This window comes from Kineococcus gypseus, assembly GCF_050871305.1.
GTDB lineage: Bacteria > Actinomycetota > Actinomycetes > Actinomycetales > Kineococcaceae > Kineococcus > Kineococcus gypseus.
The window spans coordinates 75,678-93,839 of the sequence record NZ_JBJLRD010000007.1; the positions used below are offsets into that span (position 1 = coordinate 75,678).

General features: G+C 79.2%; 18 protein-coding genes and 1 pseudogene. 8 read left to right on the forward strand and 11 right to left on the reverse strand.

The window, feature by feature from the left end; all coding sequences use genetic code 11:
- The first annotated feature begins 132 nt into the window (after positions 1-132).
- The 3 genes from ACRYMN_RS04030 (at position 133) to ACRYMN_RS04040 (ending at position 1,608) form a co-directional block, all read left to right on the forward strand.
- The gene (locus ACRYMN_RS04030; RefSeq protein WP_432492212.1) at positions 133-564 is read left to right on the forward strand and encodes an Hsp20/alpha crystallin family protein; all 432 of its coding nucleotides are present in this window, start codon (positions 133-135) and stop codon (positions 562-564) included.
- A 12-nt stretch (positions 565-576) separates the two neighbouring features.
- Complete coding sequence (locus tag ACRYMN_RS04035) at positions 577-855, forward strand: hypothetical protein (protein WP_432492213.1); 279 nt, start codon at positions 577-579, stop codon at positions 853-855.
- Between the two features lie 93 nt (positions 856-948).
- The gene (locus ACRYMN_RS04040) at positions 949-1,608 is read left to right on the forward strand and encodes a cysteine hydrolase family protein (RefSeq protein WP_432492214.1); all 660 of its coding nucleotides are present in this window, start codon (positions 949-951) and stop codon (positions 1,606-1,608) included.
- Here the strand turns inward: ACRYMN_RS04040 and ACRYMN_RS04045 are convergent.
- The 3 genes from ACRYMN_RS04045 to ACRYMN_RS04055 all read right to left on the reverse strand — a co-directional run bounded on the left by ACRYMN_RS04045 (position 1,577) and on the right by ACRYMN_RS04055 (position 4,606).
- Positions 1,577-2,674, reverse strand: a complete 1,098-nt coding sequence (locus ACRYMN_RS04045) for a Gfo/Idh/MocA family protein (RefSeq protein WP_432492216.1) — start codon at positions 2,672-2,674, stop codon at positions 1,577-1,579. The two genes, ACRYMN_RS04040 and ACRYMN_RS04045, sit on opposite strands and share 32 nt — an antisense overlap.
- Before the next feature lie 4 nt (positions 2,675-2,678).
- On the reverse strand, positions 2,679-3,635 hold the full coding sequence (locus ACRYMN_RS04050) for a glycosyltransferase family 2 protein (protein ID WP_432492288.1): 957 nt from the start codon (positions 3,633-3,635) through the stop codon (positions 2,679-2,681).
- A gap of 86 nt (positions 3,636-3,721) precedes the next feature.
- Positions 3,722-4,606, reverse strand: a complete 885-nt coding sequence (locus ACRYMN_RS04055) for a glycosyltransferase family 2 protein (RefSeq protein ID WP_432492218.1) — start codon at positions 4,604-4,606, stop codon at positions 3,722-3,724.
- Positions 4,607-4,833: 227 nt separating this feature from the next.
- Between ACRYMN_RS04055 and ACRYMN_RS04060 the strand changes: the two genes are divergently transcribed.
- Positions 4,834-5,721, forward strand: a complete 888-nt coding sequence (locus tag ACRYMN_RS04060) for an NAD-dependent epimerase/dehydratase family protein (RefSeq protein ID WP_432492290.1) — start codon at positions 4,834-4,836, stop codon at positions 5,719-5,721.
- Positions 5,722-5,761: 40 nt separating this feature from the next.
- Here the strand turns inward: ACRYMN_RS04060 and ACRYMN_RS04065 are convergent, their stop codons facing one another.
- The 8 genes and pseudogenes from ACRYMN_RS04065 to ACRYMN_RS04100 form a co-directional block, all read right to left on the reverse strand.
- On the reverse strand, positions 5,762-6,748 hold the full coding sequence (locus ACRYMN_RS04065; RefSeq protein WP_432492220.1) for a glycosyltransferase family 9 protein: 987 nt from the start codon (positions 6,746-6,748) through the stop codon (positions 5,762-5,764).
- Positions 6,745-8,139: a PfkB family carbohydrate kinase gene (locus ACRYMN_RS04070; RefSeq protein ID WP_432492222.1), complete on the reverse strand. Its 1,395-nt coding sequence runs from the start codon at positions 8,137-8,139 to the stop codon at positions 6,745-6,747. The genes ACRYMN_RS04065 and ACRYMN_RS04070 overlap by 4 nt, the downstream gene beginning before the upstream one ends.
- Positions 8,136-8,777 carry a D-sedoheptulose-7-phosphate isomerase gene (locus tag ACRYMN_RS04075; protein ID WP_432492292.1) on the reverse strand — a complete coding sequence of 214 codons (642 nt, stop codon included), beginning with the start codon at positions 8,775-8,777 and terminating at the stop codon, positions 8,136-8,138. The genes ACRYMN_RS04070 and ACRYMN_RS04075 overlap by 4 nt, the downstream gene beginning before the upstream one ends.
- Before the next feature lie 9 nt (positions 8,778-8,786).
- Positions 8,787-10,061: pseudogene (locus tag ACRYMN_RS04080) on the reverse strand (glycosyltransferase); the annotation flags it as partial.
- On the reverse strand, positions 10,058-11,029 hold the full coding sequence (locus tag ACRYMN_RS04085) for a glycosyltransferase (protein ID WP_432492224.1): 972 nt from the start codon (positions 11,027-11,029) through the stop codon (positions 10,058-10,060). The pseudogene ACRYMN_RS04080 and the gene ACRYMN_RS04085, both read right to left, overlap by 4 nt.
- Entirely contained in the window at positions 11,026-12,093 is a 1,068-nt protein-coding gene (locus ACRYMN_RS04090) for a glycosyltransferase family 9 protein (protein WP_432492226.1), read from the reverse strand. The genes ACRYMN_RS04085 and ACRYMN_RS04090 overlap by 4 nt, the downstream gene beginning before the upstream one ends.
- Positions 12,090-13,637, reverse strand: coding sequence for an HAD-IIIA family hydrolase (locus ACRYMN_RS04095; RefSeq protein ID WP_432492228.1), 1,548 nt, complete (start codon positions 13,635-13,637; stop codon positions 12,090-12,092). Before ACRYMN_RS04095 ends, ACRYMN_RS04090 begins: the two co-directional genes overlap by 4 nt.
- Positions 13,634-15,328, reverse strand: coding sequence for a carbamoyltransferase family protein (locus ACRYMN_RS04100; RefSeq protein ID WP_432492230.1), 1,695 nt, complete (start codon positions 15,326-15,328; stop codon positions 13,634-13,636). Before ACRYMN_RS04100 ends, ACRYMN_RS04095 begins: the two co-directional genes overlap by 4 nt.
- A gap of 171 nt (positions 15,329-15,499) precedes the next feature.
- On the opposite strand from ACRYMN_RS04100, the gene clsA reads away from it, so the two are divergent.
- The 4 genes from clsA to ACRYMN_RS04120 are packed head-to-tail and all read left to right on the forward strand — an operon-like array spanning position 15,500 to position 18,136.
- Positions 15,500-16,105, forward strand: coding sequence for a cardiolipin synthase ClsA (clsA, locus tag ACRYMN_RS04105; RefSeq protein ID WP_432492232.1), 606 nt, complete (start codon positions 15,500-15,502; stop codon positions 16,103-16,105).
- The gene (locus ACRYMN_RS04110) at positions 16,102-17,019 is read left to right on the forward strand and encodes a DUF881 domain-containing protein (RefSeq protein ID WP_432492234.1); all 918 of its coding nucleotides are present in this window, start codon (positions 16,102-16,104) and stop codon (positions 17,017-17,019) included. Before clsA ends, ACRYMN_RS04110 begins: the two co-directional genes overlap by 4 nt.
- Complete coding sequence (locus ACRYMN_RS04115; RefSeq protein ID WP_432492236.1) at positions 17,016-17,348, forward strand: small basic family protein; 333 nt, start codon at positions 17,016-17,018, stop codon at positions 17,346-17,348. Before ACRYMN_RS04110 ends, ACRYMN_RS04115 begins: the two co-directional genes overlap by 4 nt.
- Positions 17,345-18,136, forward strand: coding sequence for a DUF881 domain-containing protein (locus ACRYMN_RS04120; RefSeq protein ID WP_432492238.1), 792 nt, complete (start codon positions 17,345-17,347; stop codon positions 18,134-18,136). Before ACRYMN_RS04115 ends, ACRYMN_RS04120 begins: the two co-directional genes overlap by 4 nt.
- The last annotated feature ends 26 nt before the right edge of the window (positions 18,137-18,162 follow it).

Genomic DNA, 18,162 nt, shown 5'->3' on the forward strand with positions numbered 1-18,162 from the left:
CGCTGCAGGGCAACGGTTCTCCCCCTTGCACGCGCGGCGCGCGAGTGCTAACACTGGAGGTGCGGGACCCGGTGGAACCGGGCCCGCGGGGCGAGCAGTCGCATCTGGTGTGAAGCATCGGAGGTGGTTGTGGTGTTGATGCGGACCGACCCGTTCCGCGAGCTGGACCGGCTCACCCAGCAGGTGCTGGGGACCTCGGCGCGGCCGGCGGTGATGGCCATGGACGCCTGGCGCAGCGGGGACGAGTTCGTGGTGGAGTTCGACCTCCCCGGCGTCGACCCGTCCAGCGTGGACCTGGACGTCGAGCGCAACGTCCTGACCGTCAAGGCGCAGCGGCCCGTGCACGAGGGCACCGAGGAGATGATCGCAGCCGAGCGACCGCGCGGCGTGTTCAGCCGCCAGCTCATCCTCGGCGACAACCTCGACACCGAGCACATCGCGGCGTCGTACCGCTCCGGCGTGCTGACGCTGCGCGTGCCGGTGGCCGAGCGCGCCAAGCCGCGCCGCATCGCCGTCGAGGTGGCCGAGGAGGGCGCGCGGGACCAGCACGCCATCGGCGCCTGAGGCGGTGCGCGGGTGACCGGGACGACGGTGGCCGGCGCGCCGGCGCACGAGGCGTTCTGCGAGCTGCTGCGCGCCGACCCCGAGCTGGTGCGCGCGGAGTTCGAGGCGCTCGTGCGGGCGTGCTGGCCGGGAGGGGGTGGGCGCGCGGCGACGGGCAGCGTGGACGCGCCCGGCCCGCCGGGTCCGGGCGCCCGCACGGTGCCGCGCTCGCGCCGGCCCGCCCCGCTGCGGGGCGGGCGGGCGCCGGCGGCGCGCCCGCCCCGCCGGGAGCGCTCGCCCCCGCGGCGCTGAGCGGTGCGGGACGCGGGGGCGGCGGGTCCGCGGCGACGTGCCGCGGGCCCGCCGCCCTTGGCGCGCGGCTCCGGCGGTGCCAGAGTCTGCAGCGTGCAGCGCGCCCACGGCGTCGACGTCCCCGAGACCCTCGACGAGATGTGCCGCCCGCAGGTGGCGGCCGTGCTCGTGTACGACGCGCAGTCCGGCATCCTGCGGCACGTGCGCGAGCGCGACGCGGTGGTCGCGCGCACCCGCGAGGTGCTCGAGGCCGCGCGCGCGGCCGGGGTGCCGGTGCTGTACGTGCGGCACGTCTCGCTGCCGCCCTCGCACCTGGGGGTCGCCGGGTTGCGCACGGCGATGGCCTGGCAGCGCGTCGCGCGCGCCGACGCCGTGGGCGCGCCGTTCCCGCCGGGTGCGCCGCAGACGCGGGTCGTCGACGAGCTCGCCCCGCGCGAGGGCGAGCCGGTGTTCGACAAGCTGGGCATGTCCGCCCTGGTGGGCACCCCGGTGGAGGCGCTGCTGCGCGACCGCGGGACCACCACGCTGGTGCTCGTCGGCGCCGTGCTGGAGATCGGCATCGAGCCGACGGCCCGGCACGCCGCCGACCTCGGCTTCCTGCCCGTCGTCGTCGACGACGCGTGCGGCGTGGTCGACGAGGAGGCCGCCGCGCGATCGCGCGCCGCGCTGGACTACACCTTCGCCTGCTACCGCGCCGGCGCCGCGGACGTGGTGGCCGCCTTCAGCGCGCCCGCTCCCGCCCCCCGGCCCTGACGACCGCCCCCGGCGGCGGCACCGGCACCGGCGCCCCCGTCAGCAGCGACTCCTGCGCGGCGTCGGCCACCAGGGAGGCGGCCAGCGAGTCCTCCAGCCGGCACAGGTCGTCCCCGGCGCCCCCGGCGCCGGTGCCGCCGGCGACGAGCTCGACGAAGGCGGCGACCTCGGCGCGGAAGGCGGCGGCGAAGCGGTCGGCGAACGTCGCGTGCGGGGCGCCGTCGGGGAAGGCGACCCCCGGCTCGGCCGAGCGCGCCGCCGTCGAGGCGTCCATGCCGGCCACCACCGTGCCCAGCGAGCCCTGCAGCTCCAGGCGCACGTCGTGGCCGGCGCCGTTGTACCGCGAGGCCGACAGCACGGCCAGGGTGCCGTCGTCGAGGGTGCACAGCGCCACCGCGGAGTCCACGTCCCCCACGGCGCCGATGGCCGGGTCGCCGTTGTTGGACCCGCGCGCGTAGACCTCCACGACCTCCCGGCCGGTGACCCAGCGCACCGCGTCGACGTCGTGCACGCTGCAGTCGCGGAACAACCCGCCGGAGCCGGCCAGGAACGCCACCGGCGGCGGGGCCGCGTCGCACGTCAGCGCGCGCACGGCGTGCAGCCAGCCCAGCTCCCCGGCGCGGAAGGCGCGGCGAGCCTCGCGGTAGCCGGCGTCGAAGCGGCGCTGGTGCCCGATGCGCACCACCCCGCCGCGCGCGGCGACGTGCTCGAGCACCTCCAGCGAGCGCGCCGCGTCGAGCGCGACGGGTTTCTCGCACAGCACCGGCACCCCGGCGTCGACGCCGGCGCGCACCAGCGCCGGGTGCGCAGCCGTGCCGGCGGCGACCACGAGGCCGTCCACCCCGCTGCGCAGCAGCGCGTCGACGTCGTCGGCGACGTCGACAGCGACGTCGACGGCGGCCGTGCGCGCGCCGCCCGCGGGCAGCGCCGCGGCCACCGCGCGGGCGCGTGCCCCGTCGGCGTCGGCCAGCGTCAGCCGGCCCACCCCGGCGGTCGTGGCCAGGTTCGCCGCGTGCAGCGCACCGATCCGCCCGAGGCCCACCAGGCCCAGGTGCAGCCCGCCCACCGCGTCAGCCGTAGTGGCGCGAGGTCGAGCGGCGCTGGGACTCCTCCAGCGCCGCGAACCGCGCCTCGGCGTGCGGGGGCAGCACCCGCCGCTCGCGCACCAGCCACGGCAGCCCGCGCACCGCGTCGAGGACCCCCGCGGCGCTGGTGCGGTCGCGCGGCACCGTGCGCAGCAGGAACGCGGTGCGCCGCAGCGCCGCCGGCACCGGCCGGCGCAGCCAGGTGAACCACAGGGTGTTGCGCACCCCGTGCCGGCGGCGCAGCAGCGACTCGCGCAGCACCGACGCCTGGTGGTGCACCGTGAGGTCCTCCAGGTAGCACAGCTCCCAGCCCGCGGCCGCCAGGTCCGCGGCCAGCAGCTCCTCCTCCCCGCCCAGCCACAGCCGCTTGGAGAAGCCCCCCACGGCCAGGAACGCCTCGCGGCGCACCACCGAGGCGCCGGCCAGGAAGCTGCCCAGCGCCGGGCCCGGCAGGCCCGGCGCCCCGCGCACGGGGGAGTCGCGCAGCTCGGCGACGATGCCGTCCTCCACCGCGCCCGGCTCCACGAGGATGCGCGCGGTCAGCACCGCCACCCGCGGGTCCGCGTCGAGCACGTCGGCCGCGCGCGCCAGCGAGCCCGGGTCCCACCAGGTGTCGTCGTCGCAGAACGCCACGTACGGCGTGGCCGCGCTGGCCACGCCGGTGTTGCGCGCCACCGCGCCCTGGTTCTCCGGCAGCACCACCACGTCGAGGCGGTCGGCCCCGGCGCTGCCGCGCGGGTGCGCCGCGCGCAGCGCCGCGGCGGTGCCGTCGGTGGAGCCGTTGTCCAGCACGACGACGCGCGGGCGCTCCGGCAGGCGCAGCAGCCGCTGCACCGCCAGCAGCGCCTCCTCGCGGCGCTGCCAGGTGATGACCACCACGGTCACGCGCGCGTCCGGCGGGCCCTCGGGCACCGGGCCCAGCGGCGCCCCGTCCGCCGGCACCGGCGCCGTCGGCCCCGTCGGCCCCGTCGGCCCCGTCGGCCCCGTCCCCGCGCCGCCGGCCGGCCCGCGCACCTCCTCCACGGCGCTCACGCCGCCTCCCCGGTCAGGACGCGCAACCGGCGCTCGACCTCGCGCGAGGGGCGCCGGCGCGCCCGCAGCGCGCGCGTCAGCCGCGGGGCCGCGTCCAGCACGGAGCGGCGGTGCTCCCCGCCCTCCACCAGCCAGCGCGCGGTGCGCGCCGCCGCCACCGGCAGCGGCCGGCGCATCCACGCCGTCAGCAGGTAGTTGCGCCCCAGCAGCTCGCGGCGCACGTGCGCGGGGGAGCGGCTGACCGAGGGGTGGTGGTGGGCCACGACGTCCTCCACGTACGCCAGGCCCCAGCCGGCGGCGGTCATGTCGTACGCGACGCGCTCCTCCTCGCCGGCGAAGAACACCACGTCGTCGAAGCCGCCGACGGCCAGGAACGCGTCGCGCCGCACGATCGCCGTGCACGCCAGGAACCCCAGCACGTCCGGGCCGGGCATGTCCGGGCCGCGGCCCCACGGCGCGGAGGCCATGTCCGCGCAGATCGGGTCCAGCTCCTCGGCCGGGCCCACCAGGGTGCGCCCGGCCAGCAGCGCCAGGCGCGGGTGGGTCGCGAAGACCTCCTGCGCGCGCGCCAGCGCCCCCGGCGCCCACCAGGAGTCGTCGTCGGCGAAGGCGACCAGGCCGGTCAGCGCCGCCCGCACCCCGAGGTTGCGGGCGGTGGCGCCCAGGTTGCGCCCGGGCTGCAGCAGCCGCAGCGGCGGCAGCCCGGCGGCCTCGCGGCGCTGCGCCTCCGCGCGCACCACCTCCACGCTGGCGTCGCTGGAGCCGTTGTCGACCACCACCACCGGGCCCTCGTGGCGCGGCAGCGTGGCGCGCAGGTCCTGCGCCCGGTCGCGGGTGGCGACGACGACCGTGACGTCGGGGGCGGGGCGGGTGGGGGTCACGCGCCGGACGCTAGCGGCGACACGCCGCGCCGTCACGGCGGGGTGGGCGGGCGTGTCGGCGCCGGGGGTGGTTGCATCGCTCCGTGACCCCGACCCCGCACGAGCCCACCCCCGCGGCCGCGCGCGCCGCCACCCCCGCGAGCGGCGCCGGCGCCGCGAGCGGTGCCGGTCCGCGGCGCTTCACGCGGGCCGTCGTCACCGGCGGCGCCGGGTTCCTCGGCAGCCACCTGTGCGAGGCGCTGCTCGACGCCGGCGTCGAGGTCGTGTGCCTGGACAACTTCGTCACCGGCGGGCCCGTCAACGTCGAGCACCTCACCGACCACCCCTCGTTCTCGCTGCGCCGCTGCGACATCACCGAGTACGTGCACGTGCCCGGCCCGGTCGACCTCGTGCTGCACTTCGCCTCCCCGGCCTCGCCGGTGGACTACCTCAAGCTGCCGCTGGAGACGCTGAAGGTCGGCGCCACCGGCACCTGGCACGCCCTGGGCCTGGCCAAGGACAAGGGCGCGCGGTTCCTGCTGGCGTCCACCTCGGAGACCTACGGCGACCCGCAGGTGCACCCGCAGCCGGAGACGTACTGGGGCCACGTGAACCCCGTGGGCCCGCGCGGGGTCTACGACGAGGCCAAGCGCTACGCCGAGGCGCTGACCACCGCGTACCGCACCACCCACGGCGTGGACACCGCGATCGTGCGCATCTTCAACACCTACGGCCCGCGCATGCGCGCCGCCGACGGGCGCGCCATCCCCACGTTCATCCGCCAGGCGCTGGCCGGCGAGCCGGTCACCGTCGCCGGCGACGGGCAGCAGACCCGCTCCATCTGCTACGTCGACGACCTCGTCACCGGCATCCTCGCCCTGGCCGCCAGCGGCCACCCCGGGCCGATGAACATCGGCAACCCCGAGGAGCTGACGGTCCGCGAGATCGCCGAGGACGTCATCCGCGCCGCCGGCTCCGGCTCGCCGATCGAGTTCGTCGCGCGCCCGCAGGACGACCCGCAGGTGCGCCGGCCCGACACCACCCTGGCGCAGTCCGTGCTGGGCTGGAAGCCCGAGGTGGACTGGGCCGAGGGGCTGCGCCGCACCGTGGAGTGGTTCCGCGCCACCGGCGCCTGAGCGCCGCGCAGGGCCACGCCCGGGACCCGGTGCGCGCCGCTCAGAGCGGCACGAACCGCCCGGCGGCGGCCAGGACCTCCTCCACCGAGGTGCGCGCCAGCGTGGGGTCCACCTGCGCCCCGTGCGGGTCGCCGACGTAGTCGCCGGCCGCCGGGTCGCCGTGCCACAGCACGGCGTGCAGGTCGAGGTCCAGCGCCGGGCCCCACCAGCGCGGCGGCGTGGGGCCGAACAGCAGCACCGAGGGCACCGCCAGCGCCGTGGCCACGTGAGCGGTACCGGTGTCGCCGCAGAGCACCAGGCGCGCCGAGCCCACGAGGTCGGCCAGGCCGTCCAGGTCCAGCGCCCCGCAGCGGTCCACCGCACCGGCCGCGGCCAGCGCCGCGCCCAGCGCCGCCTCGTCCGCGGTGCCCGTCACGTGCACCTCGTGCCCGACGGCGACCAGCGCGGCCACGACCCGCGCCCAGCGCCGCACGGGCCAGCGCCGCGAGGCGGACGCCGCACCGGGGTGCACCACCACGGGCCCCTCGCGCGGCGGCGCCGGCGGGCGCGGGCGCAGCCGCAGGTCCTCGGGGCCGCAGCCGGCGCCCCAGGCCGCCACCAGCCGGCACCAGCGCGCCACCTCGTGCTCGTCGCGCACCCACGCCGGCCCGTCGTGGCCGGCGGTGCGGAAGCCCAGCAGCCGCTGCGGGCCGGTGGCCGCCAGCGGCTCGCGGCTGGCCGGGCCGTTGCCGTGCAGGTCCACCGCCAGGTGCCCGCCGCCGCGCGCCGCCAGCGGCGCCAGGTCGCGCGCGACGAGCACCTCGTCGACGACGCCGCGCCGCTGCAGGAAGGCGCCGACGCCCGCCGGCGCCGCCAGCACCAGGCGGTGCCGCGGGAAGGCGCGCCGCAGCCCGCGCAGCGCGGGCACCCCGGCCAGCAGGTCGCCCAGGCCCAGCGCCCGCAGCACGAGCAGGTCCCCGCCCGTCAGCTCCCGCAGCGCCCCCGGCGCCCCCGGTGCCGCTGGTGCCCCCGTCGCCGGTGCGCTCACGCGCGCCCGGCGCCGGCGGCCAGGATGGAGGTGGTGGAGCGCCCGTCCAGGTAGGGCAGCAGCACGACGCGCCCGCCCCAGCTGCGCACCAGCTCCGCCTCCGGCAGCTCCGCGCCGCCGTAGTCGCCGCCCTTGGCCCACACGTCCGGGCGCAGCTGCGCCAGCGCCTCGCGCGGGTCGTCCTCGGTGAAGACGCCCACCGCGTCGACGCTGGCCAGCGCGCGCAGCACCCGCTCGCGGTCGGCCTGCCCGACCACCGGGCGACCCGGGCCCTTGAGCCGGCGCACCGACTCGTCGGAGTTGATGAGCACCACCAGCGCGTCGCCCAGGCCGCGGGCGGCCTCCAGGCAGCCGACGTGCCCGGCGTGCAGGACGTCGAAGCAGCCGCCGGTGGCCACCAGCGTGCCGCCGGCCGCGCGCACCCGCGCCGCCACCTCCGCCGGGCTCGCCCCGGCCGGGCGCTGCTCGACGGGCGCCGGGGCGGGGGAGAAGAAGCCGTGCGTGCCGCCGGCGGCCACCCACGCCGAGGCGTCGCGCACCGCGCGCGCCAGCGCCGGGGACAGCGCACCGGTGCGGGCCACCTCCACGGCGGCGCTGGAGGCGAAGCGGTCCCCGGCCCCGCACGGGTCGCCCGCGGCGGGCACCGCCGGCAGGTGCAGCGCCTCGCTGCCGGCCGCGGCGCAGTACGCCCCGCGCGCACCGGCCGTCACGCACACCGCCGCCGCCTCCCACAGCGTGCGCAGCTCCGCGGCCAGCACGTCCGGCTCCAGGGCGCCGGCGTGCAGGTGGTGCGCCGACAGCGCCGCGCGGGCCTCGGCGAGGTTCGGCGTCACCAGCGCGCAGCCGGGCACGGGGGCCCCGCCGCGCGGGTGCGGGTCCCACACCACCGGCACCCGCCGCGCCGCCGCGGCCAGCAGGGCCCGCAGGCGCGGCTCGCGCGTGGTGCCCGCGCCGTAGTCGGAGACCAGCACCACGTCGGCGCCGGCCAGCGCCTCGCCCGCCGCGGCCAGCGCCGCGTCGTCGAGCAGCGGGGTGCCCGGCCCGCCGTCGTCCAGGCGCACGAGCACCTGCCCGTCGGCGCGCACCCGCGACTTGCGCCGCGTGCCGCCCTCGTGCGGCAGGGCCAGCACCTCCACGCCGCGCAGCAGCTCGCGCAGCCGCGCACCCGCCGCGTCGTCGGCGACCGGCGCCAGAAGCGCCACGTCCACCGACGGCTCCAGCGCCGCCAGCAGCGCCGTCAGCCCCGCCCCGCCGGGCGACTCGCGCACGAGGTCCACGTCCACCACGGGCACCGGCGCGTCCGGCGCCACGCGGTGCACCGCGCCGAGCACCTCCCGGTCCAGCACCACGTCGCCGACGACCACGACGCGGCGCGCGCCCCGCGCGCTCACGCGGTGGCCCCGCGCCGGGCCGGCACCGCGGTCAGGTCCATCGCCCGCGCCCCGGCGCGCGAGGCGGCCGGCAGGTGCGCCTCGACCGCCACGCACAGCGCGTGCACCGCCATCAGGTGCCCCTCCTGGATCGCCGACGTGGACGGGCCCGGCACGGCGACCGCGTCGTCGGCCAGCTCCACCAGCGGGTTCGGCGCCGCGGTGGTCATCGCCCACACCGTCAGCCCGCACGCGCGGGCGCGCTCGGCCGCGCGCAGCAGGTTCGGGCTGCGCCCGCTGGCCGACAGCAGCAGCAGCACGTCGCCGGGGCGACCGTGGCCCTCGACCTGGCGGGCGAAGACCTCCTCGACGCCGTAGTCGTTGGCGATGGCGGTCACCGCGGAGGTCTCCGCGTGCAGCGCGATCGCCGACAGCGGCCGGCGCTCGCCCAGGAAGCGCCCCACCAGCTCGGCCGTCAGGTGCTGCGCCTCCGCGGCGCTGCCGCCGTTGCCGGCCACCAGCAGCCGGCCGCCGCCGTCGACGACGTCGACCAGGTGCCGGCCCCAGCGGTCCAGCCGGTCCGCCTGCCGCTGCAGGGCGGCCAGCACCCCCTGCAGCTCCACGACGTGCTCGCGCACGTACCGGTGCGTGCTCAACACCCCACCCGCCTCCTCCAGAAGGAGCTCGTACGCGGACTCCGTCGCGGCGGCCACCCTGGCCCAGTCGTAGCGCTCCACGGCCACCTCCCGGCCCGCCGCGCCCAGCCGGGCCGCGACCGCCGGGTCCTCGACCACCGAGCGCACCGCGGCGGCCAGCTCGGCCGGGTCCACCCGCCCGGTGGCGTCCACCGGCACCAGCCGGCCGGTCGCGCCGTCGCGCACGGTGTCGAGCATCCCGCCCACCGCCGAGGCCACCACCGGCACGCCCGCGGCCATCGCCTCCAGCACCGCGATGCCGAAGGGCTCGTACCACGGCGTGGCCAGCAGCGCGTCGCTGGAGGCCAGCAGCGCCGGCAGGTCCGCCGGGTCCACCCGGCCCACCAGGCGCACCCGGTCCGCCAGCCCCAGCTCCACGGCGATCTTCTGCAGCCGCACCGCCTCGTGGTCGCCGTCCAGGTCGTGCGCGGCCGGGCCCCCGGCCACGACCAGCTCGGCGTCGGGCAGCAGCGCCAGCGCGCGCACCGCGGCCTCCACGCCCTTGCGCGGCACCAGGCGCCCCACGCTCAGCAGGCGGGTGCGGCACCCCGGCCGGCGCGGGCCGAGCACGTCGGGCGAGGCGTGCGGGGCGGAGCCGCGGGCGGCCGCCGCGGCGAAGCGCGCGGTGTCCACCCCGCACGGCACGACCTGCACCCGCCGCGGCGGCGCGCCCGCCGCGCGCAGCTCGGCGACCTCGTCGCGGCACGTGGCGATCACCAGGTCCACCTCGCGCGCCAGGCGGCGCTCGGCGTCCAGGCGCTGCGGCGGGCTGGTGTCCGCGCTGCCCTGGTAGCGGCGCTTGACGCCGCCGAGCGCGTGGAAGGTCTGCACCACCGGCACCCCGTGCTCGCGCGCGGCCGGCAGCGCGGCCGTGCCCGACATCCAGAAGTGCGCGTGCACCACGTCCGGGCGCCACCGGGCGAACTCCTCGCCCAGCGCGCGCGCGAAGTCCGCCATGAAGGGCGCCAGGTCGTCCTTGGCGACCGGCTCGGCGGGGCCGGCGTCCACGTGCACGACCTCCACGCCCGCGCGCAGCCGACAGCGCTCCGCCAGCCCCGGCGCGTCGCGGCGCGTGTAGACGACGACCTCGTGGCCGCGGTCGGCCAGCGCCGAGGCCAGGGCCGCCACGTGGACGTTCTGCCCGCCGGCGTCCACGCCGCCGAGCACGGCCAGGGGGCTCGCGTGCTCGGACACCATCGCGATGCGCCGCCGCGTGCGCGCGGCGCCGCCCCGTGCGGGGGCCGTCATGCCACCACCTCCTCGAGCAGTCGGTCCCAGTCCGCCAGGAAGCGTTCCACCCCGAACGCCGCCACGGCGTGTCGGCGCGCCGCCGCGCCGCGCTCGCGCGCCTCGTCCGGGTCGGCCAGCCACCGGCGCGCCGTGGCGACCAGCACCTCCGGGTCGCTGGAGAGCACCCCGGCCTCGCGCGGCACCGCCTCCGGCGCCGCCGTCGCCGGCAGCGCCAGCACCGGCATCCCGATCATCATCGCCTCGATCATCGACAGGCCCAGGCTCGTCCAGCGGTAGGGGTGCAGGTACGCGCGGTGCGCGCCCAGCGCCTCGTGCAGCCGCGCCTGCGGCAGGTCCTCGTGCACCGTCAGGCCCGCGCCCGCCGCCGTGCCCGCCACGCGCCGGGCCAGCTCGGCCACGCCCATGCCGTGCAGGGCCACCGGCACCTCCTCGGCCACGCGCAGCAGCACGTCCGTGCCCGCCACGCGCCAGCGGCGCACCGGCTCGTTGACGCTGGCCGCCAGCGAGGCCGAGGCCCCGGTGTAGCGGTGGCCGGGGTCGATCACGCCGTGGTCGACCAGCGCCGTGCGCGCTGCGCCGCAGTCCCAGTACAGGCGGTTGAACGACGTCACGTGCGCGATCGGCACGTCGCGGCGGTCCGCCAGCGGGTGCCGGCTGTCGGCCGCGCCGGCGCGCGGGGCGTCGTGCTCGACGTAGACGGCCGGCACGTCGCGCCCGGGCCGCCGGCCCGTCCAGCGCTCGACCAGCTCCAGCTCCTCGGGCCGCTGCAGCACCACGACGTCGAAGGGCTCCTCGCGCAGGCGCTGCGCGGGCACCTCCACGGCGCTCGCGGGCCAGTCCCACGTGCGGGCGCGCCCGCGCCCGTCGGGGCCGCGGTCCTCCACCAGCGGCAGCAGGTACTCGTGCGCGCCGGAGACGAACGCCGTCATCCACGACCCGTGCACGTGCCAGACCAGGATCCTCACGGCGTCCCTCCCGCGGGAGCGCTCTCCCGCACGGCTTCCTCCACGCCCGCCCCGGGGGCGGTCGGCGACAGCGCCTCCACGGCGGCCACGACCTCGCGCGCGGCCACGCCCGCCAGGCACGGGTGCCCGGGCACGGGGCACTCGCGCGCCCGCGTGCCCCGGCACGGCGCGCCCTGGTCGCCCAGCAGCACGTGCGGCACCCCGTGCGGGCGCCAGCGCTCGGCCGGCACCACGGGGGCGAACAGCGAGACCACCGGCGTGCCCACGGCCGCCGCCAGGTGCGCCGGGCCGGTGTTGCCGACCACGACCGCCTGCGCCGCGGCCAGCACCGAGGCCAGCTCCGGCAGCGAGGTGCGCCCGCCGAGGTCCACGGCCAGCCCGCCGGCCACGGCCGCGGTCAGCGCCCGCTCGCCCGGCCCGCCGGTGACGACCACCTCGCGCCCGGCGTGGCGCAGCCCCGCCACGACCTCGGCCGCCTGCCCGGGCAGCGGGGCGCGCGCGGGCACCGACGCACCCGGGTGCACCACCACGTAGGAGTCCGGCAGACCCGGCGGCGGCGGCGAGGTGGTCAGCACCCGCAGCCGGCCGTCGTCGCCGTCGGGCAGCGCGAAGCCGGCCGCCGCGGCCAGGTCCAGCGCGGCCACCGCCTCGCCCACGTCGGCGCGCGCGGTGCCCTCGCGGCGGTGCCGCACGTCCAGCAGCGCGCCCGGGTAGTCCTCGCTGGTGGCGCTGATGCGCCCCACCCCGGCCAGGCGCAGCAGCAGCGCCAGCGGCAGCGGGCTCTGGTGGAAGGAGGTGAAGACCACCGCCTCGTCGTAGCCGCCCGCGCGCACCCGCGCGACGAGGGCGTCCACGGCCGCGGGGTCCACCGGCGCGGGGGAGAAGCCGCTCCACGGCGGGTCGAAGACGAGCACGTCGGCCACGCCGGGCAGCAGGCGCGCCGCGCCCGCCCCGGCGGGGGAGACCAGCAGGTCCACGGTGCCGGCGGCGGCCAGGGCGCGCACCGCCGGGCCGGTCAGCAGCACGTCGCCGTCGTTGTCGAGGCGGGCCGCGAGCAGCCTCACGAGGTGCGCCCCGCCCCGCCGGCGGCGCCGAGCGCCAGCTCGACCGCCTGCGGCAGCGAGGCGGCCACCACCGGCGCCGCGGCGACCTCCTGCGGCAGCGTGACCGGCGTGGGCACCAGCACCGCGCGCGCCCCCGCGGACAGCGCCGCCTCGACGTCGGCGCCGATGTCGCCCACGAGCAGGCACTCGGCCGGCAGCACGCCCAGCGCGCGGGCGGCGTCGAGCACCATGCCCGGCTCGGGCTTGCGGCGCGCCGAGCGCGCGTCCGGGCCGTCGGTGCACACCTGCACGGTGTCGAAGGGGCCCAGCAGCTCGGCCACGCGCGCGTTGACGGCGTCGACCTGCTCGCGCGTGAGCAGCCCGCGCGCCACGCCGGACTGGTTGGTGACCAGCCCGGTGCGCAGCCCGGCCGCGCGCACCCGCGCCAGCGCCTCGGCGGCGCCGTCGACGGGCTTCACCAGCTGCGGGTCGCCGTTGTAGGGCACGTCGTGCACCAGGGTGCCGTCGCGGTCGAAGAGGACCGCGCGCACCGGCGGCGGCCACGGCGCCGGCGGGGTGCGCCGCCAGCGCAGCTCCGCGCGCACGCGGTGCCACACCGCCGCCGGCGGGATGGCCGCGCTCGTCAGCAGCATCCGGCGCACCTCGGCGCGGTCGCGCGGGCCGGGGGCGGTGCGCCGCCAGGCGAACTCCGCCGTCAGCCCCGCCCAGGCCAGCGCCGCGCCCGCGGCCGCGCGCCGGCGCCCGGCCGGCAGCGCCACCAGCGCCACCAGGGCCGCCGCGGTGGTGGCCACGTGCCCGGGCAGGCGGCCGCCCGGCGCCTGCGCCCGCTCGCGCCAGCCCGGCCCGTGCAGCGCGCCCATCGTGGCGTCGTCGGCGTTGCCGCGCTGCTGGCGCAGGCTGGCCAGGTCGTCGGCCCGGCGCACCGGGTGCACCGCGCCGTGCTCGCCGCGCACGAGCTCGAAGCCGGCGTCGAGCACGCGCAGCGCCAGGTCGGCGTCCTCGCGGAAGGCGCGCGGGAAGCGCTCGTCGAAGCCGGCGACCCGCTCCAGCGCGCTGCGCCGGTAGGCCATGTCCGCGGTGATCCAGGCGGCGCCGGCCAGGCCGGCGGTGCCTCGCTCCCAGTCGGTGGGGCGCCGGTCGCTCGGCAGCGGCACGGTGATGCGCCCCTGCACGCCGCCGACGCGCTCCGCCGCGGCGGCCAGGTCGGCCACCAGCAGCTCGGACCAGTCCGGGGGCAGCTCGACGTCGTCGTCGACGAAGGCGACCCACTCGCCGCGGGTGCGCCGCCAGCCGGCGTTGCGCGCGGCGGCCGGCCCGCGCCCGCCGGAGCGCACCAGGCGCACCGGCAGGCCCGCGGCGCGGGCGCGCTCGCACGCGGCCCCGCACGGGTCCTCGCCCGCGTCGCGCCCGCGGCGGTCGTCGACGACCACGACCTCCTGCGGCGCCGGGCCGCGCTGGGCGGCCAGCGTCCTCAGCAGCACGTCCAGGCTGGGCCGCCCCACCGTGGGGACGACGACGGAGTAGCCCGGCGCAGCGGCCCTCACGCGCCGCCGGTCCCCTGCGCCCCCGCGGGGGCGGCGAAGGTGCTGCGGCGCACCAGGTGCGGGCCGAGGACGAGCACGTCCACCGGCGCCGAGCCGAACAGCTCCAGGGCGTCGCGGGGGTCGTCGACCATCGGGCGCCCGGCGGTGTTCAGGCTGGTGTTCACCACGACGGGCAGACCGGTGCGCTCCTCGAAGGCGCGCAGCAGCGCCGCCACCTTCGGGGTGCGCTCGTCGTCGATCGTCTGGATGCGCGCGGTGCCGTCCACGTGCGTCACCGCCGGGATGCGCTCGCGCCACTCGGGGGCGACGTCGTGCACGAAGAGCATGTACGGGCTCGGGAACGGCCCGTCGGAGAAGATCTCGCGCGCCCGCTCGGAGAGCACCATGGGCGCCACCGGGCGGAACTGCTCGCGGCCCTTGACGTCGTTGAGGCGCTCGAGGTTCTCCTTCTTCCCCGGGTGGGCCATGAGGGAGCGGTGCCCCAGCGCGCGCGGGCCGAACTCCGCGCGCCCGTCGAACCAGGCCACCACGCCGTCGGCGGCCAGCACGTCGGCGACCTCGCCGGCGAGGTCCTCGGGGGTGGTGAAGGGCAGGCGCGCGGTGCGCAGCCACTGCGCCAGCTCCTCGTCGCTCCAGGAGCGGCCCAGGGCGGCGTCGTGCATCGGGGTGATCGACTCGCCCGCGTCGGCGGCCAGCTGCAGCGCGGCGCCCAGGGCGGTGCCCGAGTCGCCCGCGGCCGGCTGCACGAAGACCTCCTCGAACGGCGACTCGCGCCAGATGCGCGAGTTCGCCACGCAGTTCAGCGCGGTGCCGCCGGCCATGGCCAGCACGCGGTCGCCGGTGCGCCCGTGCAGCCAGGTGGCCAGGTCCACCAGCGTGCGCTCGAGGACCTCCTGCACGCTGGCGGCCAGGTCGGCGTGGTCGGTGTCGCGGCGCGGGTCCCACTGCTCGCCGTCGAGCAGGCGCGGCGCCCAGCGCGACCAGTCCGGGGCCTGCGCGACGAAGCCGCCGTCGCCGGTGGCGTGCACGAACGCGGCCAGCTCGTCGGCGAAGCGCGGCTTGCCGTAGGAGGCCAGCGCCATGACCTTGTACTCGTCGGAGGAGTGCAGGAAGCCCAGGTGCGCGGTCAGCGACTCGTACAGCAGGCCCAGGGAGTCCGGCAGCTGCTGGCTGGCCAGCACCTCCAGCGAGCCGCCGCGGTAGCGCCCGGCGAGGGAGGAGACCGCCTCGCCGCGCCCGTCGACGGTCAGCACGCTGCAGCCGCCCTCGCGCGCCGCCTCCGGGGAGGCCAGCGCCGCCGAGGCGGCGTGCGCGACGTGGTGGGGCACGTGGCGCACCTTGGCCGGGTCCAGCCCGGGCAGCGCCGTGGCCAGCGCCTCGGCGGCGCGCTCGGCGTAGCGGGTGCGGATCGCGTCGTCGGGGTCGCCCAGGTCCAGCTCGGAGGCGGGCAGCACCAGGGAGGGGTCGTAGGAGTAGCCGACGAGGTCGAGGTCGGCCGGGCGCAGGCCCGCGGCGGCCAGGGCGTGCCTGATCGCCAGCTCCGGCAGCTCCCACGTGGAGTACGGCACCGGTCGCTTGCCGTGCTTGCGGCGGCTGAAGCGCTCCTCCTCCGCGGCGAAGACGACCTCCCCGTCGACCACCAGGGCCGCTGCGGGGTCGTGGAAGACGGCGTTGACGCCGAGCACGCGCATGGGGTGTCGACCCTCTCTCTGCGGGGCGGTCGCCCACGTCCGACGGTGTGCCTGCGGTGCGCGCCGAGCGCGGACCGGCCGAGCCGTAGGCTGCCAGAGGCGGCAGCCCGCTGCCCGCCGCGCGCCCGGCGCGGCGCTGCGGAGTCGAAGACAACCACAGGGGGGTGCGCGGTGGCCACGGCGGGTGGGCAGGCGGTGGGCGACCGCGTCTGGACCCTGCCCAACGCGCTGAGCGCGCTGCGCCTGCTGCTCGTGCCCGTCTTCGTGGTGCTGGTCGTGCGCGGCCACGACGGCTGGGCGCTGCTCGTGCTGGCCGTCAGCAGCGCCAGCGACTTCCTCGACGGCACCCTGGCGCGCCGCTGGGGCCAGGTGACCCGGCTCGGGCAGGTCCTCGACCCCTTCGCCGACCGCCTGTACGTCCTGAGCACCCTGCTCGGCCTGGCCTGGCGCGGCCTGGTGCCGTGGTGGCTGGTCGTCGTCCTGGTCGCCCGCGACGCGGTGCTGGCGTGCACCGTGCCGGTCCTGGCGAGCGTGGGGCACGGCGTGCTGCAGGTGCACTTCCTGGGCAAGGCCGGCACCTTCTGCCTGCTGCACGCCTTCCCGCTGCTGCTGCTCGGCGAGGTCGTGCCCGCGCTGCGCGGCCCGGCCGGCGCGCTGGGCTGGGCCTTCGCGCTGTGGGGGGCGGGGCTGTACTGGTGGGCCGGGGTGCTCTACCTGCGTCAGGTGGCCGACCTGGTGCGCGCCGAGCGGGGCGGGCGCGCGGCGGGCGGCGCGTGAGCGCCCCGCAGCGCCCCGACGCCAGCATGAGCCTGCTCACCGAGGCCATGCGGCACCCGCTGGACCCCGGTTACGCCGCCGCCGCGCGGCGCCGCCGCGCCGCCGGCGACGAGCCCCCCGGGCGCCCGGGCGCGCCGGCGGTGCTGGCGGTGCTGCTGCTCGGCGCGCTGCTGGCCGTCGCGGGCGTGCGCGCCTCCGCCGGCGCCCCGGAGGCCGACCGCGGCCGCGCCGAGCTGCTGCGCCGGGTGCAGGCGGCCACCGGGCGCGCCGACGCGCTGGCCGCGCGGGCGGCGGCGCTGCGCGCCTCGAACGCCGAGCTGGCCGAGCGGCTGGGCGGGGGCGAGGCCGCCGCGGCGGCCGCGCGCGCCGAGCCGCTGGCGGTGGCCGCCGCCGCCGTGCCGGTCACCGGCCCGGGCCTGGAGGTCGTCCTCGACGACGCCCCGCGCGCGGCCACCGACCCGGACGGCGCGGCCCCCTCCGGCCGGGTGGTCGACCGCGACGTGCAGCTGCTCGTCAACGGCCTGTGGCTGGCCGGCGCCGAGGCGGTGGCGGTGGACGGGCAGCGCCTGTCGGCGCTGTCGTCGATCCGCGCCGCCGGCGAGGCCGTCCTGGTCGACTACCGCCCGCTGGTGCCGCCCTACGAGGTGCGGGCCGTCGGCGACCCGGTGCAGCTGCAGACCCGGCTGGCCGCCTCGGTGGCCGGGCGCTACCTGCAGGTGCTGCAGGACAACTACGGCGTCGGCGTGCGGGTGCGCGCGCGCACCGGCGAGGACGCGCTGAGCCTGCCGGCGGCCTCGCGCCTGCAGCTGCGCACGGCCCGCGCGCCGCAGCCGGCGCCCGCCGCGGCAGCGGGTACGGTGCCCGGGCCCGGTGCGCCGGGCGGGGAGCTCGACGAGGGGGGAGGGGCGCGGTGATCGCGGCCGTGGGCCTGCTGGTGGGCGTCGTGGCCGGGGTGCTGCTGCGCCCGGAGGTGCCCGTCGCGCTGCAGCCGTACCTGCCCATCGCGGTCGTCGCCGCCCTGGACGCCGTCTTCGGCGGCCTGCGCGCCGTGCTCGACGGCATCTTCGACGACCGCGTCTTCGTCGTCTCGTTCCTGTCCAACGCCGTCGTGGCCGCCCTCGTCGTCTACCTCGGCGACCAGCTGGGCGTGGGCTCGCAGCTGTCCACCGGCGTGGTCGTGGTCCTGGGCGTGCGCATCTTCTCCAACGCCGCCGCCATCCGCCGGCACCTGCTCGGGGCGTGAGCACCGCGCAGGACGGCCCGGGCGGCGCCGGCGGTGCGCCGGCCTCGCCGTGGCGGCGGCTGTGGCGCGCGGCGCGCCCGCGCGCGGCGCGCGGGCAGCTGCTCGCCGGCGTGCTGTGCGCCGCGCTGGGCTTCGGGGTGGTGGTGCAGGTGCGCCAGACGGACGTGGCGGGGCTGGCGGAGCTGCGCGAGAGCGACCTGGTGCGCATCCTCGACGACGCCGGCGAGCGCGGGGACCGCCTGGCCGAGGAGGTGCGCCGCCTGGAGGGCACCCGCTCGGAGCTGACCGCCGGCAGCGACTCCGCCGAGGCCGCCGCGCGCGCCGCGCGCCGCCGCGCGGAGGAGTACGGCCTGCTGGCCGGCACCCTGCCCGCCGTCGGGCCCGGCGTCGTCGCCACGATCACCGACCCGGCCGGTGAGGTCGGCGCCACCTCCTTCATCGGCCTCGTGCAGGAGCTGCGCGACGCCGGCGCCGAGGCGATCCAGGTCGGCGGCGTGCGGGTGGTGGCCGCCACCGCCTTCGAGGACCCGCCGGCCGGCGCCGGGCCGGGCGTCGTCGCCGACGGCACCCTGCTCGCACCGCCGCACGAGGTGCGCGTCGTGGGCGACCCGGGCACCGTCGCCACCGCCCTGGACATCCCCGGCGGCGTGCGCGAGTCGCTGCGCCAGCTGGGCGCGGAGCTGCGCGTGAGCACCGCGGAGGAGGTCCGCGTGACCGCCTTGCACGCCGTCTCGAGCCCTCAGTACGCTCGCCCGGCGTCGCCCGGAGCCACCGCCGGCAGCGGCTGAACCGGCGCGGGGACGTCCCCGCCCCC

What these genes read in the sequence shown, in the direction of transcription:
- ACRYMN_RS04100 (WP_432492230.1), bottom strand. Translation starts at nt 15,328, where the DNA reads ATGCGCGTGCTCGGCGTCAACGCCGTCTTCCACGACCCCGCAGCGGCC.